This is a genomic window from Nitrososphaera viennensis EN76 (assembly GCF_000698785.1).
Taxonomy (GTDB): Archaea; Thermoproteota; Nitrososphaeria; order Nitrososphaerales; family Nitrososphaeraceae; genus Nitrososphaera; species Nitrososphaera viennensis.
Window position 1 is genome coordinate 2,389,157 of record NZ_CP007536.1, and the last position, 13,447, is coordinate 2,402,603.

Below are 13,447 nucleotides of genomic sequence, written 5' to 3' on the forward strand. Positions count from 1 at the left end.
GTAAAGCACAAGTATCCCTTCTGCGTATTAATTACTGCCATGGACATGTCTGCAACGTGCGGAGCCTGTGGGAAAAAGACGCAGGACTACCCCGTGTTCTGCTACATGTGCAACGACTATTTCTGCTCGGAGGCCTGCCACATGACCAAGCACGCAAGGCCGTGGCAGAAATACTGACGATGACGGCTTTGGCTACTCGCGCCTTAGCGCCACTATCGGGGCTGTCCTTGAAGCGCGCCATGCAGGATACATGCCGGCAAGCACCGACAGTCCTACTGAAAGCCCCCACACGGTACCCATGTCCTGCGGCAGGAACACCGGCGTCATGTTCTGCGAGCTTGGGTCCTGCGATGCAAAGCCTGCGATGAGCACGTAACCTCCCATGACTCCGACGCCCATGCCTGCCGTAGCGCCAATGACCCCGATGGTCAGTGCCTCGACTAGAAACAGCACCAGGATAAAGCTGTTCTGCGCGCCTATGGCCTTCATCGTGCCTATCTCCCTGATGCGCTCCGTGACTGACGTGTAAAGCGTGGTGATGATGCCCACTGCGCCCACCAGGAGCGCTACCAGCGCGATGCTGGTGGTAAACGAGCTAAAGCCGCCAATGAACTGCTGTATGGTCTCAAGTATGGCCTTTGGAGTGGTGATGCCGATGTCCTTGCCGTATAGCCGGCGGATTTGCTGCTCGACCGTGTCTACAAAGTCGCCCGAGTCTGCCGCCACCAAGAGCGCGTCGTACTTGCCTGCCTTGTGGAGCATCTGGTTGCCGGCTATGCGGTTGAACACTACCGCGTTGTCTATGGTCGGATTGCCGGTGGCCTTCATGATGCCCGACACCACAAAGCTCCTCGTCTCTTTTTCCTGCTTGCCCGTGTCAGGGTCGACAAACGTGTACGTGGCCCGGAGCGTCTGGCCCACCACCGCAAACGGGGTCGAGTCGCCGGGCGGGTTTGCCACCCTCTCTGACAGGATTATCGCAGAGGGGTCGTTCTGACGGATGCTAGAGCCCTCAAAGAACGTCGTGGTAGGGGCTATCACGTACAGCTTTTGCGGATCGATTGAAAACACTGTCGTGTCGTGCTTTCTGCCCCCTGCCTCAAGCGTTATGGCACCCTGGTACGACGGGATGACGTCGCTTACGAACGGGAGCGAGCGTATCCTGCTCACCACGGCCTCGTTAAGCGTTATCTTTGGCACAGGCGGCGGCCCTCCGCCGAACGGGTCTCCGCTGCTGTCGGCCTGCGCGCTTGTCACGAACAGTATGTTTGGCGCAAGCTTGCTGAACTGGAAGCTGATAAAGTTGGAAAAGCCGGCGGTCATGCCGTTTAGCGCGACCATCAGCGAGCTTCCCACAACCACCATCATTATCGTGAGAGCAGACCTTGTCTTGCGCTCCCTCAGCGCGTCGATGGACAGTGCAAAGATTTCCTTTATGTTCATTTTTTGCTCGCGCGCTCTTCTTCTTTCTTGTTGCTACTGCCAAAGTGGCTGTCTAGCACTGACTCGATGTCGTCGCCCTTGTTGTCGCCGTTCTGCTTGCTGAACTGGAGGGTGCGCTTTAGTTTCGACTTTTTCCTCATGCGTATTGCCACCACTGCAATAACGGCTGCCGCGATTATACCTGCAATGACGCCTATCATCATCATCGAGCCGGCAGCCTGCGTCTGCTCTGTGTTTTCAGCCGGGGCCTCGGGCACAAAGTTGACGTTGGCCTTGATGTCAAGCGTATGCTGCTCCCTCAGGCTGTCCTTGTACTGCACCCTTAATTCCACGGGGTACGTCCCTGCGCCCGTGTTGCTGGAAACGTCAATTGGTATGCTGAATGGAAGGGGCGAGTTTTCCGTCAGGTCGCCAAGGTACTGCTGCGGCGGAAGCGAGTTGACAAGTCCCTCTGCGCCTGTTACTTCGACCGTGGTAAAGAGCGCAAGCACGTTTCCTTCGTTGAGGAGGTTGCCAGTTATGTTGGGCACGCCACCGATGTAGGTTATGCCTATCTCGTAAGCCTTGACGCTTATCTCGCCATCGACGTACGTGCCGACGTCAAATGTCTCTATCTCTGGCTGCCCTGCCGATATGCGCTGGACCGTGAGCGTAAAGGTAGCCGCCTTGCCTATCATGTCAGTCGACGAAAACACCTGCGTCGATATCTCTTGGCTTGCACCCGGCGCAAGGTCGCCTACCGTCCAGCTGGTCTTGCCGAGGATCTTGATCTGCTCTGCAGTTGAGCTTATGGAAGCCACCACGTCTGACAGCTGCTGGTCGCCGTTGTTTGCAAGCGACACCTTCAGGTCGGTTATCTTGCCTGCGGTCATTATTATGGACGAGTTGCCGACAGGCGTCACGCTCAGGGGCGAGCTTGCAGACGTAGGCAGGACGATGAGGCCCACCGGCACCGTCGAGTTCTTTTTCTCGCCGTACGTGTTGCCGTACTCTATCTGGAGAGGGATTGTCTGGAGCGTCTCGCCTGCAGAGTTGCTGGCGTACAGCACCGGCTCTATCGTGGCAGAGTTTCCTGGAGCGATCGTTCCAATCTCAAACGACTTTTGGCCGACTGCCACAAGCGACGCCTGCTGAGTGGTGGGGTTGACGCCGGACGAGCCTGGGACGGTTACCACGACTCCCGTGGCCGGCGCGCTTCCCGTATTTGTTATCTTTATGGCCGCCTTGCCCGAGGTTCCCGGCGCGACTCCGCCTTCTGACGAAGCGTCAAGGATGACCTTGCCTGTCAACTTGAACGGGACGCTGACGTCCGCTGTCCTTGGCATGCCTGCCTCGAGTATCCTAGAATACTCTACCTTGAGGTTGGCGCTGTAATCCTGGATTGGCGCATTGTTGGAAACGTTTACCTGGAAAAAGAGCGTGAACGTGTTGCCTGCCGTGACTATGCCGTTGTACGTCGCGACTGCCTGGTTTGACCTGGAAGAAGAGGTGAACCCTGATGGGAGCGAAAGCGTCCCTGTCACGGAGGTTATGTCAGAAAACCCTCTGTTGACGAGCGTCACTGCAAGGACGGATGAGCCGTCTCCCGGCGCGACTTCGACTTTTGAAAGCGGGGTGCCTGCCGGAGGCGCCGTGGTCCTGTCTGTCCAGAAAGCGTCAAGGAACACCGGCCCGCTCAGGTTGGCGTTTACTATCTCTGACTCGCTAAGCTGTGCAAAGGCCCCAAGCGGGGCACCAGGCAGCATTGCTACTACTACTATTACTATTATTGTGGCCGGAACAAAGTGCTTTTTCAATTGTTCACTACCTCCTTTTCAACCCTGCCGTCGCGGATGTATATCGCTCTGTCGCAGGCCTCCGCCAGCTCGGGGTTGTGCGTGACCATAACTATGGTCCGCCTGAACTTGCTTGAGAGCATCTTTAGCAGGTCAAACACCTCGTTTCCCGTCTTGGTGTCAAGGTTTCCAGTCGGCTCGTCTGCAAGGATTATCGCAGGGTCGTTCATGAGCGACCTTGCGATGGCGACCCTCTGCTGCTGGCCGCCGGAAAGGTTGACCGGCTTGAAGCCGGCCTTGTTGCCGATCCCAAGCACCTCAAGCAGCTTTTCCGCCCTCCTCTGGCGCTCGCTGCCTGCCATGCCTGAAAGGATTCCGGGGAGCTCGACGTTTTTCAGGACCGTGGTCCTGTTTATCAGGTTGTACGACTGGAAGATGAATCCGATGAGGTGGTTCCTCATGGTGGCTATTTCCGAGTCTGCAAGCGCAAAGACGTCTATGCCGTTTATGTAGACCTTGCCCGCCGTCGGCTTGTCGAGCGCGCCGATTATGTTGAGGAGCGTCGACTTGCCGCTTCCGGAGGGGCCGACTATGGCTACAAACTCGCCCCTCTTGATAGAAAGATTGACGCCGCGAAGGGCCGCGACCCTTCCTGCCGCAGAATCAAAGACCTTGGTAACATTGTCTACCTTCATGACGACTGCTGCTGATTGGCTGTCAGAACTTGCGTTATCCAAAGTGGGCTCTCTAGTGGTGTCCAATTATTTATAGAGAGATGTTCGGGGTAAATAAAGATAACTGACTGGTCAGTCAGTTTTTTCCTACCTGCTATGTGAACCCTTTTCCAAAACAATAAATACACTTTTGGAGCGCAAGATGCCGTAAAAAGAATATGCCAGTCGATCCCGTGTGCGGAATCGAGATGGACCAGGAACTTGCGGTCTCTCACGAACACAACGGCAAGACGTACTTTTTCTGCTGCGAAGGATGCAAGCGCATATTCGTCAAAAAGCCTGGCAAGTACTCAAAGTGACACGGGCGTCACGGGAAACGCGCCGCACGTCCTGCAGAATTTTCCTGCCCACTCGAAACAGCCGCCGCATTCCGGGCAGCGCCTGCTGCATCCTTTTCTTGTTTCCTCTTTTGGAGGCGGGTTGTAGCTGCGGAACATTGCGTAATAGTGCAGGTGCTCTTTGCTCCTCAGTTTCACGCCTTCTGAGAGCGCGATTCTGGCTCTATTTGCATAAGTAGAGTCGTCTATCATGTCCTCGATGTACCTGTAGAACAGGTCGGTGCCGGCGCCCTGCTCCTGGGCCATCTTTTTGCGCCACGCAAGCGCCCCAAGGTCGCGCTCAAAGCATCTACGCAGGACAAACTTGCCCCACTTTTCTCCGTCGCGCTCGCCCGCCTTTTCGCTTGCAGGCACAGACTTGGCGTATTCTGCAAACTCGCTGTCAAGGAATGGCGTCCTTACCTCGACGCCCACCTTTTCGCCAAGCGCCCTTGAGGAAAAATGCATCACTTGCCACAGGCGCGCAAGCTCTTGCTCAAGTCTTTCCACGTCGCCGTAATAGCGCGACAAATAGTTGTACCCTGCAAACAGTTCGTCGCCCCCGTCGCCCGTCACCACGGCGCGGTGGCCGTCTTCCTTGGCGCGCTCTAGTGCTGCAAGCGCGACGCACGAATTGCGCACCTCTATCGGGTCAAACGTCCTGAAAACCTGTACCACAGTGTCTATAAACTCGACCATTTTTTCCGGGCCGAATATAGCCTCTGAATGGACATTGCAGTACTTTTGCGCAACCTGCCGGGCGTACGCAAGGTCCGGCGCGTCCTTGCCAAGGGCTGCAGTCACGCAATACTGGGGCTTTAGGATGCTTGCAATGATCGCGCTGTCAAGCCCGCCTGACAGCAAGAGCGCGTCGGCGCGGTTTTTCTCTACCGCTTTTGCAAGCCTCTGTACAAGATCATTGCAGTCCAATCTGCAAATATGGAAAAGGGAAGAGGGGTATTAGCCCTTACTCTGAGTTATGGTCGTCAGCCGGTGGCGCCTCGCAGAACTCTGTCAACACGCCGTTGAGCGATTTTGGATGGATGAACGTGATGCGCCTTCCGTACGAGCCGGTGCGCAGGTCGCCCAGCATCCTCATGCCCTGCGACTTGGCCCTGTTGACATCCTTGACGATGTCGTCGGCGGTTATGGCGATATGGTGTATGCCCTCGCCGCGTTCTTGCAGGAACTTGGATATCGGGCTGTCCGGGGACGTTGGCTCCATGAGCTCTATCCTCGTGTCTTCGAGCATGAGCATCGCAACCTTGACCTTTTCGTTGGGGACGGTCTCGATCTCGAGGTGGTCGACGTTGAGAATCTTTTGGTAGTTCTTCAGGGCCTCATCGACGTTGTTGACCGCGATGGCGATGTGGTCTACGCGCATATGCCTCTACTTCATGCCTCCGTCTTATTAATCTCATCTTAGAACGAGATCTTGGGCTCGTACCTGCCAAAGACTCCGCGCAGGGTGTCGCTTATCTCGCCAAGCGTGGTGTAGCTCTTGACGCAGTTGATGATGTGTGGCATGAGGTTCTCCTCCTTTTCCGCGTTCTCTTGCAGAGTCGCAAGCGCCGCGTTTACCTTTGCCATGTCGCGGCCTGCCTTGAACTCCTTCAGCCTAGCCAGCTGCTTCTTCTCTATCTCCGGGTCAATCCTGTTGAGCGCTGGCTCGACGTCATGGGCGTCCTGGTACTTGTTGACGCCAACAATGATTCTGCTGTTTTCGTCGATCTCTCTTTTCAGGCGGTAGGCGTTGTTGCGGATCTCCTCCTGGAAAAAGCCCTTTTCGATTGCCGCCATTGCGCCTCCCATCCTGTCGATGCGCTTTAGGTACTTCCACACCTGCTCTTCGATCTCGCTTGTTAGCCGCTCGACGTAGTACGAGCCGGCCAGCGGGTCAACAGTCTTTATCGCGCCCGTCTCGCTTGCGATTATCTGCTGCGTGCGAAGCGCCACCTTGGCAGACTGCTCTGTCGGGAGCGCAAGGGCTTCGTCACGCGAGTTTGTGTGGAGCGACTGGCAGCCGCCGAGCACCGCGGCCATGGCCTCTGTCGCGACCCGTACGATGTTGTTGTCCACCTGCTGCGCCGTCAGCGATTCGCCGGAGGTCTGGACGTGGAAGCGCAAATGCTGCGACTTGGCGCTCCTTGCGTGGAACCTCTCCTTCATTATCCTGGCGTATATCCTGCGCGCGGCCCTGAACTTGGCAATTTCCTCAAAGAACTCCATCGTGCAGCAGAAAAAGAACGACAGCCTCGGCGCAAAGTCGTCGACCTTGAGGCCCCTTGCCGTGCACGTCTCGATGTACTCGATGGCGTCGGCAAACGTGAACGCCAGCTCCTGCACCGCGTTAGAGCCTGCCTCGCGTATGTGGTAGCCGGAGATGCTTACGGGGTACCACTGCGGCACCTTTTTTGAGCAATATTCTATCATGTCGCCTATGAGGCGCATCGAGGGCTTGGGCGGGTAGATGTACGTGTTTCTTGCGATATACTCTTTCAGTATGTCGTTCTGCGTCGTGCCCCGAAGCTGGTCGGGTTTTACTCCCTGCGACTCGGCGACCGTGATGTACAGCGATAGCAGCGTCGACGCAGTCGAGTTGATGGTCATCGACGTGCTGACCTTGTCGAGCGGTATGCCCTCAAAGCAGGTCATCATATCCTTTATCGAACTGATTGCAACGCCTGTCCTGCCTACCTCGCCCTCTGACATTGGATGGTCCGAGTCCCTGCCAGTCTGGGTCGGGAGGTCAAACGCCAATGACAATCCTGTCTGCCCCTTGTCAAGCAGGAACTTGAAGCGCTTGTTTGTTTCATCTGCGCTTCCAAAGCCGCTGTACTGGCGCATGGTCCAGACGCGCTCGCGGTACATGTCAGGATACAAGCCGCGCGTAAACGGGTACTTGCCAGGATCCTCGTCCTTGAGGCCCTTGATGTCGGCCTTTTTGTACACGCGCTTGACTGGGATGTTAGAGTCGGTTACTATCTTTTTTTTGCTCGTTGTTGCCGCGTTCTCTGCTGTTTTTGCCATCTCTTCTTTTCTCTCCTCGCCTACTTGAAGAGGCTTGCAGCAACCTTGTCTGCAGCCATGTACGGGTCTATCTCCTTCTTGGCAAGCTTGTCTATAAAAGCTGAATATTTTTTGTTCTCCTTTAGCATGGAAGCGACCTTTTGCGAGACAATGTCTGAAACCATGTTTTTCAACTCGTCCTCTAGCATCTTCCTCTCGCGTACTTTATAATTAATGCTTCTTTCCTCTAGCAACTTGTCAATATGCTGCGCTAGTTCCCTGACACCCTTGCCCGTCTTGGCAGACGTCTTCAATATGGGAGGCCTGCGCTCGGTGTCGCCTATCATGTCGACAAGGATGTTGTACAGCGGGCCTGCGCCGTCGATGTCGGCCTTGTTGACGACGTAAATGTCTCCCACCTCTGTCAGCCCTGCCTTGACTGCCTGTACGTTGTCGCCCGTGTTTGGCGTAAACAGCACGACCGTCAGATCGACTACCTTGGTTATCTCTATTTCAAGCTGGCCTGCGCCCACGCTTTCTACCAGAATAAGGTCATAGCCGGCGGCGTCAAGCACCCTGATTGCGTTCCGGAGCGACTTTGACACCCCTCCCACCGCGCCCCTTGACGCCATGCTCCTCATGAACACTTTCTCATCATCGAGGCTTCCAAGCATCCTCACCCTGTCGCCGAGTATGGCGCCTCCCGTTATAGGGCTTGTCGGGTCCACCGCCAGGACGGCAACCTTGTGGCCAAGCGCCTGGCACTCCGGTATCAGCCGGCCCAAAAGCGAGCTCTTGCCTGCGCCTCCCGGCCCGGTAAAGCCGACGGTGCGCGCCTTGCCCGTCCTCTCGAAAATCTCTTTGATTATCTGCCTCGACTCGGGCTCGTGGTTATCAACGATTGAAATTGCCCTTGCGAGGGAGCGCCTGTCGCCCTGCATGAGGCCTTTTACTATGGGAAGCACGGACAAGCTGGGTACTGAATATTATATATCCTTAACAAATCATCATGCAGTCAGCGACTGGGAGATAATCTTGGCAAGGTCGCCTTTTCCTTCCCTGTGGTAGCGCTTCATGCTGGCATGCAACTGCTTGCGCATCTGCTTGTACATGTCGACCTTGTCGTACGAAGCGAGGTCCTGGGCATCAACGGATTTTTTCAGCTGCTTGTAGATGTCCACCTGCCTCTTTACGCTCTCGACCTCTACTTTTGAAGAAGCCATGCAATGTAATTATTGCATCTTTATTATATATGGCTTCTAAACGGCAGGCTTTATTAATCGCATTTGCAGTGAATAAATATTTTAAGCGGAAAAACTGCATAGCAGGTGATATAATGTCAGCAGCGTCTTCTACTACTACTGCTATGCAACAACAGCAACAGCAAAAGCCGATAAGGGTGCTCGTTTCCAAGCTTGGCCTTGACGGCCACGACAGGGGAGCACTCGTGCTTTGCAGGGCGTTTCGCGACGCGGGCATGGAGGTAATCTATTCCGGCCTGTTCTGCACTCCAGAGCAGGTAGCAAGCATGGCAGTCGACGAGGACGTCGACGTGGTCGCGATGAGCCTGCTTAACGGCGCGCACCTGACGCTGTTCCCAAAGGTCGCCCGGCTCTTGAATGAAAAGGGCGCAGGCGACATACTAGTGGTCGGCGGCGGCATCATTCCTGAATCTGACAGGAAGGAGCTTGAAAGCAAGGGCGTGACTGGCAACTTTGGGCCCGGAACTCCGCTTTCAATAATAATAAAACACATTAATGAAAACGTAAAGAAGAAAGGCAAGCAGTAGTAGGTAGGGCCTTTCTCTTTCTTATCCTTTGTAAAAATCTCAGGTCTCTTGTTCTGGCCACATCATCTTGCGGAGGTCCTTGCCGACCTTCTCTATCTGGTGGTTCTCTATGTCCTTCATGTAGCGGGCAAACGAGTTCTTGCCTTCCTTCTTGTACTTGCTGACCCATTCATCCGCAAACTCGCCTGACTGGATTTCGTTGAGCACCTGCTTCATCTTCTTCTTGGCGTCCTTGTCAACAACTCGGGGCCCGCGGGTAAGGCCGCCATAGCGGGCAGTCTCGCTCACACGGTTGTACATGCCCGTCAGGCCGTACTTTTGTACAAGGTCGGTTATCAGTTTCAGCTCGTGGAGGCACTCAAAATACGCCACCTCTGGCTGGTACCCTGCCTCGACCAGCGTCTCAAAGGCGTTCATGACAAGCGCGTGCGTCCCGCCGCACAGGTCAACCTGCTCGCCAAACCAGTCAGTTTCCACCTCCTCCTTGAAATCAGTCTTTAGCACGCCCGGCCTCGTGCTTCCGATGCCCTTTGCCATCGCAAGGACGCGGTCCCACGCCCTGCCTGTGTGGTCCTGGTGCACGGCCACAAGCGACGGGATGCCAAAGCCGTCCTGGTACAATTCGCGGACGCGCTGGCCTGGCCCCTTTGGCGCGACCATGATGACGTCGACGTCCTTTGGCGGGACTATCCACTTCCAGTGGATGGCGGCGCCGTGCGAAAATGACAGCGCCTTGCCCGCGGTGACGTGCTTGGCAATGTCACGCTTGTAGGTCTCTTCCTGCTCCATGTCAGGGATAAGGATGTGGATAATGTCTGCAGCTTTTGCAGCGTTGGCTACTTCCATGACCTTGTGGCCTTCTGCCTCTGCCTGCTTCCAGGTCTTGCCTCCCTTTCTCAGCCCGACTATTACGTTGAGGCCCGAATCCTTCATGTTGGAGGCCTGGGCGCGGCCCTGGATGCCATAACCGATAACCGCTATTGTCTGCTTCTTTATTGGGTCAAGCGATACCTCTCTGTCAAGCCATTTCTTGGCGGGCATGTCGTGAAAAAGTCTCCGTCTCGTGTATATTATTGTATGGACACGAAGATGACAACATCATCATTATTTTACTATCGTGACAGAACACTGGCAGTTCCTTGCCACTTTTTCAGACACGCTTCCAATAAGCATCCCCTTGAAGAACCCGAGACCCCTCCTGCCTATTATCACGACGTCTGCATCAGTCTCTGCGCAATATTTGCAGATGGCGTCGGCGACATCATCGTTATCTGCCCTGACAATTTCGGATCTTATCTTGTTCCTGAAAGTGAACATGTTGCTGCCTATCACCAGGGCTTCGTGCAGGCCTCTTGCCTCCTCTTCTGTCTTTTGCAGCTTGTCATGGTCGATCCTGCCCTCTGTGTCTACAACGTCGCTGTTTCTTATTACCGTGAGCACTATGGTCTCGCAGCCTGTGGCGTTTGCCAGGCTGGCCGCAAAGCCGGCACATTTTCTGGAATTTTCAGAGGAGTCGACTGCGACTACGATGCGCCTTATTTTTTCTCCAGATCCTTCTTCCATGCCTTGTTGTATGTGTATTGCAGGGCGCGCTCGTACATTAGCATTGGCAAACTCTTGATTGCACGCGCTTGCAAATGACGGAAAGGCAAAAAAATCGCCTGTGCATTTTGCCGGGAGTTAGTTTATGAGCGCGGCCAGTCCTCCGGGGCGCAGGCAGAAAAAAACTGCAGGCGTCCTGCGTGCATTGCTAAAAACATACGCCATGAAAATAGGCTGTAACGATGATCGCACCCCTCCTGTCAAGATTGCGGCCAGAAGCCAGCTTGTCCCGTCGCTTGCGTCGCTTGCAGGCGCGCTGGCCGGGATCGTCGCGGTGGGCTTTGTTGCCTCTTATTTTTCTCTGCCTCTTCTCATTGCGCCCTTTGGGGCATCGGTCGTCCTGCTCTTTTCTGTGTACGACAGCCCACTTGCGCAGCCGCGCAACACCGTCCTTGGGCACGTGATGTCCGGGGCAATAGGGGCCGCCGCGGCCCTGCTGCACATCGCCTATTTTGCTTCAGGTGGCGAAGAAAAATACGTCTTGATAGCGATCTCTGTGGCAGTCTCTATCTTTGCAATGCAGATCCTGAGGCTGACGCACCCGCCGGCCGGAGCGACCGCGTTTCTGGCGTCAACGGCGGTGACTGACGCAAGCTCCCTTGTCTGGTTCATGATCCCTGTGGCCGCCGGCGCCCTGATTCTGGTTGCGGTGGCGATCGCATTCAACAACGCAATCCCGAAAAGAAGGTATCCCGTGTATTGGTAATGACGGCCTTTTGAGCCCATAAAGCCGTGTGCCCTGGCGGAAACGCTTTTACTTTTTTGCGCCGTATAAAGGCCATCCTGTGAAATGGCGGCCCGGGTTTCGGCTCCGTTCACCGCAGGCCGCTATTGCGGTAAAGGGGATAGGCCAAACACGGAGCTGGCCCATAAAAGCCCCTTTACCAACAGGCTCGCTATTGCCAGCGTCACCTGTGCGCTTTAAAGCGGCCCTGTCACGGTGGGAAGCAAAAGCCCGACTATTGCAGCCATTATCCATATTATTACGGCCACTGCAAGCGCCCTGAGCCATCCCATGTCGTACAGCCCCTTTAGCGCAAGGAGCCACACAAACCCGCCTATTATTGCGGCCAGCCAGCCCGTGCCAAACAGAAAATAGCTCACAGAATAGACGATCGCGCCTATTATGGCGGCCAAAAAGGCGCGGCCTATACCCTCTTTTTCCCCAAACAGCTTTGTAACAATGTAGATTATGACCGTGGAAACGACCAAGCTTATGATGAAAGTGATGGCATAAGTGATTTCGTTAGCCATTCAGGCTATCGTGTGGTGCTAATAATAAAAAAGAGTTTGATTAAATGCTGCTTGATCCACCGCGCAAGAAACTGCCGGATGGCAGATTTAAAACGCTTTGTTATTTTCCCCGTGGGCATCTAAACTCCTTAATAATTTAAAGCCGAAATTCAGACATGGAGACTGCAAAAGGGACAACAACACACACGCTTGCCGGCAAGAGTCCGGAAGAAATAGCTGAAGCGATAAAAACTATTGCCAAAAACATACGCGAATCTTCTATGCAGATAAGGGAGACCGTAAGGACGCTCAGGGAAAGCGGCGGATTGCATGAGATAAGCGAGGCAGTGAGCATTGCGGCAATTGCCGCCCGGGATACCGCCAGGGACATTAACGAGACTGCCAAGGAGCTGCAGGAAAAAGGCGTAATCGATAACACCGTAAACGCCATAAGCGAGACGGCCAGCACCACAAAGGATACAGTAAAGCAGTTCAAGGGACAGGCCAGCAAGTCTGCTGGAACCCTGAAGGCGACCAAACAGGACTTGCAAGAAACGGGCAAGGACCTCAAGGAGATAGGTCAGAACCTGAAAGAGTCGGTAACCGACACGCCAGGTGCAAGGCAGGGATCCGGCGCCGACAGCGGGATGATGAAGGGTGAAAAGGAGCCCGCACAAAAAGACCGGGCAAAGAAAAGCGGCGAAAGGTATTGAGCAAGGAAACCAGGAATCCTGCAAAGCGGGATCAGGCGCTTAACGATGCGACCGAGGGGCAGTTTGGCGAAGAGCCGCGGCCAGAGGTCAGGCCAAACGTGGAAAAAAAGAAGGATCAAAGCAGAAACACAGCAAAAGACATTCAAGAAAGAGCCAACCGAGAAAAACGCTACGCCATGTAGCGGGCGCAAAACTTTGGTGCCGGGAGCCGATCGCCAACAGTCTATCTGAAGAAAGCCAGAGACCCTGTCCTGACTGATGTGGCTCGGCAGGGATCCTGTCTTTGTGTGTGTATATTTTTAGCGCATCAGCGCCGCCCGGCTTTTCCGGACAGGCCCATTATCCTTCTTATGATGCGCATGTTCTGCCTTATAGTTGCGTCAAGCTCCCTGAATTCGGAATCCCTTTCGTGCGCTTTTATTATGGATCTCGACCTTTCCACGTCGCCTGCCAGCTCTTCATAGGTGTACATGCTGTACGGAACGCCAACGTTTTCCATTTCTGATTCTTTCTCGCGCATATCCAATATCCTGTTAAAGATCCTGCGGCGCAGCTTGCCGTACTTGTTGCTGTTTGAGTACATCTTTACCTTGTCTTTGCAGTGCTCACAGATGTTTTTCCTCTTTGAAACCACAAGGTGGGTAAGAGGGTATATTCTGTTGCACGATGAGCACCAGTAATAGATCAAGCCTCTTACCTGTCGTGCATCCAGCGAATTGAAATCCATCCCTTCTTCCGAACACACGCTTCTTGCGATCTCGATCAGGAGCTGGTCGGGCTCGGATAAGGTCTGGTGCATTAGTTCAGTATGTAATATCGATTAGATAACTCT

Annotated in this window: 18 protein-coding genes; 6 read left to right on the plus strand and 12 right to left on the minus strand. The window is 54.6% G+C overall.

Annotation, left to right across the window (positions count from 1 at the left end; genetic code table 11):
• Positions 1 to 39 precede the first annotated feature (39 nt).
• Complete coding sequence (locus NVIE_RS15665) at positions 40 to 177, plus strand: hypothetical protein (RefSeq protein ID WP_158385124.1); 138 nt, start codon at positions 40 to 42, stop codon at positions 175 to 177.
• 15 nt (positions 178 to 192) lie between these two features.
• On the opposite strand, the gene NVIE_RS13630 is transcribed toward NVIE_RS15665, so the two are convergent.
• The 3 genes from NVIE_RS13630 to NVIE_RS13640 are packed head-to-tail and all read right to left on the minus strand — an operon-like array spanning position 193 to position 3,913.
• A complete protein-coding gene (locus tag NVIE_RS13630) occupies positions 193 to 1,443 on the minus strand; it encodes an ABC transporter permease (protein ID WP_075055742.1) in 1,251 nt (416 codons plus the stop codon).
• Entirely contained in the window at positions 1,440 to 3,239 is a 1,800-nt protein-coding gene (locus NVIE_RS13635; protein ID WP_075055743.1) for a COG1361 S-layer family protein, read from the minus strand. Before NVIE_RS13635 ends, NVIE_RS13630 begins: the two co-directional genes overlap by 4 nt.
• The gene (locus tag NVIE_RS13640; RefSeq protein ID WP_075055744.1) at positions 3,236 to 3,913 is read right to left on the minus strand and encodes an ABC transporter ATP-binding protein; all 678 of its coding nucleotides are present in this window, start codon (positions 3,911 to 3,913) and stop codon (positions 3,236 to 3,238) included. The genes NVIE_RS13635 and NVIE_RS13640 overlap by 4 nt, the downstream gene beginning before the upstream one ends.
• Positions 3,914 to 4,110: 197 nt before the next feature.
• Between NVIE_RS13640 and NVIE_RS13645 the strand changes: the two genes are divergently transcribed.
• Positions 4,111 to 4,251 carry a YHS domain-containing protein gene (locus tag NVIE_RS13645; protein WP_075055745.1) on the plus strand — a complete coding sequence of 47 codons (141 nt, stop codon included), beginning with the start codon at positions 4,111 to 4,113 and terminating at the stop codon, positions 4,249 to 4,251.
• Here the strand turns inward: NVIE_RS13645 and NVIE_RS13650 are convergent.
• From NVIE_RS13650 to NVIE_RS13670, 5 genes are read right to left on the minus strand one after another with little or no spacing between them, the layout of a single operon-like run.
• A complete protein-coding gene (locus NVIE_RS13650; RefSeq protein WP_075055746.1) occupies positions 4,243 to 5,199 on the minus strand; it encodes an asparagine synthase C-terminal domain-containing protein in 957 nt (318 codons plus the stop codon). The two genes, NVIE_RS13645 and NVIE_RS13650, sit on opposite strands and share 9 nt — an antisense overlap.
• Positions 5,200 to 5,236: 37 nt before the next feature.
• A complete protein-coding gene (gene mce, locus NVIE_RS13655) occupies positions 5,237 to 5,653 on the minus strand; it encodes a methylmalonyl-CoA epimerase (RefSeq protein WP_075055747.1) in 417 nt (138 codons plus the stop codon).
• Positions 5,654 to 5,691: 38 nt separating this feature from the next.
• Positions 5,692 to 7,299: an acyl-CoA mutase large subunit family protein gene (locus NVIE_RS13660; protein WP_075055748.1), complete on the minus strand. Its 1,608-nt coding sequence runs from the start codon at positions 7,297 to 7,299 to the stop codon at positions 5,692 to 5,694.
• 20 nt (positions 7,300 to 7,319) lie between these two features.
• The gene (meaB, locus tag NVIE_RS13665; RefSeq protein WP_075056225.1) at positions 7,320 to 8,243 is read right to left on the minus strand and encodes a methylmalonyl Co-A mutase-associated GTPase MeaB; all 924 of its coding nucleotides are present in this window, start codon (positions 8,241 to 8,243) and stop codon (positions 7,320 to 7,322) included.
• A gap of 42 nt (positions 8,244 to 8,285) precedes the next feature.
• Positions 8,286 to 8,501, minus strand: a complete 216-nt coding sequence (locus NVIE_RS13670; protein WP_075055749.1) for a hypothetical protein — start codon at positions 8,499 to 8,501, stop codon at positions 8,286 to 8,288.
• A 143-nt stretch (positions 8,502 to 8,644) separates the two neighbouring features.
• Here NVIE_RS13670 and NVIE_RS13675 point away from each other — a divergent pair, with 143 nt between their 5' ends.
• Positions 8,645 to 9,067: a cobalamin B12-binding domain-containing protein gene (locus NVIE_RS13675; protein WP_075055750.1), complete on the plus strand. Its 423-nt coding sequence runs from the start codon at positions 8,645 to 8,647 to the stop codon at positions 9,065 to 9,067.
• Positions 9,068 to 9,106: 39 nt separating this feature from the next.
• Here the strand turns inward: NVIE_RS13675 and ilvC are convergent, their stop codons facing one another.
• Positions 9,107 to 10,108, minus strand: a complete 1,002-nt coding sequence (ilvC, locus tag NVIE_RS13680) for a ketol-acid reductoisomerase (protein WP_075055751.1) — start codon at positions 10,106 to 10,108, stop codon at positions 9,107 to 9,109.
• Positions 10,109 to 10,171: 63 nt separating this feature from the next.
• Positions 10,172 to 10,630 (minus strand): universal stress protein, encoded by a 459-nt coding sequence (locus tag NVIE_RS13685; protein WP_075055752.1) that lies wholly within the window; start codon positions 10,628 to 10,630, stop codon positions 10,172 to 10,174.
• A 124-nt stretch (positions 10,631 to 10,754) separates the two neighbouring features.
• Between NVIE_RS13685 and NVIE_RS13690 the strand changes: the two genes are divergently transcribed.
• Entirely contained in the window at positions 10,755 to 11,375 is a 621-nt protein-coding gene (locus tag NVIE_RS13690) for an HPP family protein (RefSeq protein WP_075055753.1), read from the plus strand.
• A gap of 215 nt (positions 11,376 to 11,590) precedes the next feature.
• Here the strand turns inward: NVIE_RS13690 and NVIE_RS13695 are convergent, their stop codons facing one another.
• Positions 11,591 to 11,923 carry a hypothetical protein gene (locus NVIE_RS13695; protein ID WP_075055754.1) on the minus strand — a complete coding sequence of 111 codons (333 nt, stop codon included), beginning with the start codon at positions 11,921 to 11,923 and terminating at the stop codon, positions 11,591 to 11,593.
• 155 nt (positions 11,924 to 12,078) lie between these two features.
• On the opposite strand from NVIE_RS13695, the gene NVIE_RS13700 reads away from it, so the two are divergent.
• Both NVIE_RS13700 and NVIE_RS13705 read left to right on the plus strand, forming a co-directional pair.
• The gene (locus NVIE_RS13700) at positions 12,079 to 12,615 is read left to right on the plus strand and encodes a methyl-accepting chemotaxis protein (protein WP_075055755.1); all 537 of its coding nucleotides are present in this window, start codon (positions 12,079 to 12,081) and stop codon (positions 12,613 to 12,615) included.
• Positions 12,612 to 12,797, plus strand: a complete 186-nt coding sequence (locus NVIE_RS13705) for a hypothetical protein (protein WP_075055756.1) — start codon at positions 12,612 to 12,614, stop codon at positions 12,795 to 12,797. The genes NVIE_RS13700 and NVIE_RS13705 overlap by 4 nt, the downstream gene beginning before the upstream one ends.
• Positions 12,798 to 12,922: 125 nt before the next feature.
• Here the strand turns inward: NVIE_RS13705 and NVIE_RS13710 are convergent, their stop codons facing one another.
• Positions 12,923 to 13,414 carry a hypothetical protein gene (locus tag NVIE_RS13710; protein WP_144239764.1) on the minus strand — a complete coding sequence of 164 codons (492 nt, stop codon included), beginning with the start codon at positions 13,412 to 13,414 and terminating at the stop codon, positions 12,923 to 12,925.
• Between the last annotated feature and the right edge of the window lie 33 nt (positions 13,415 to 13,447).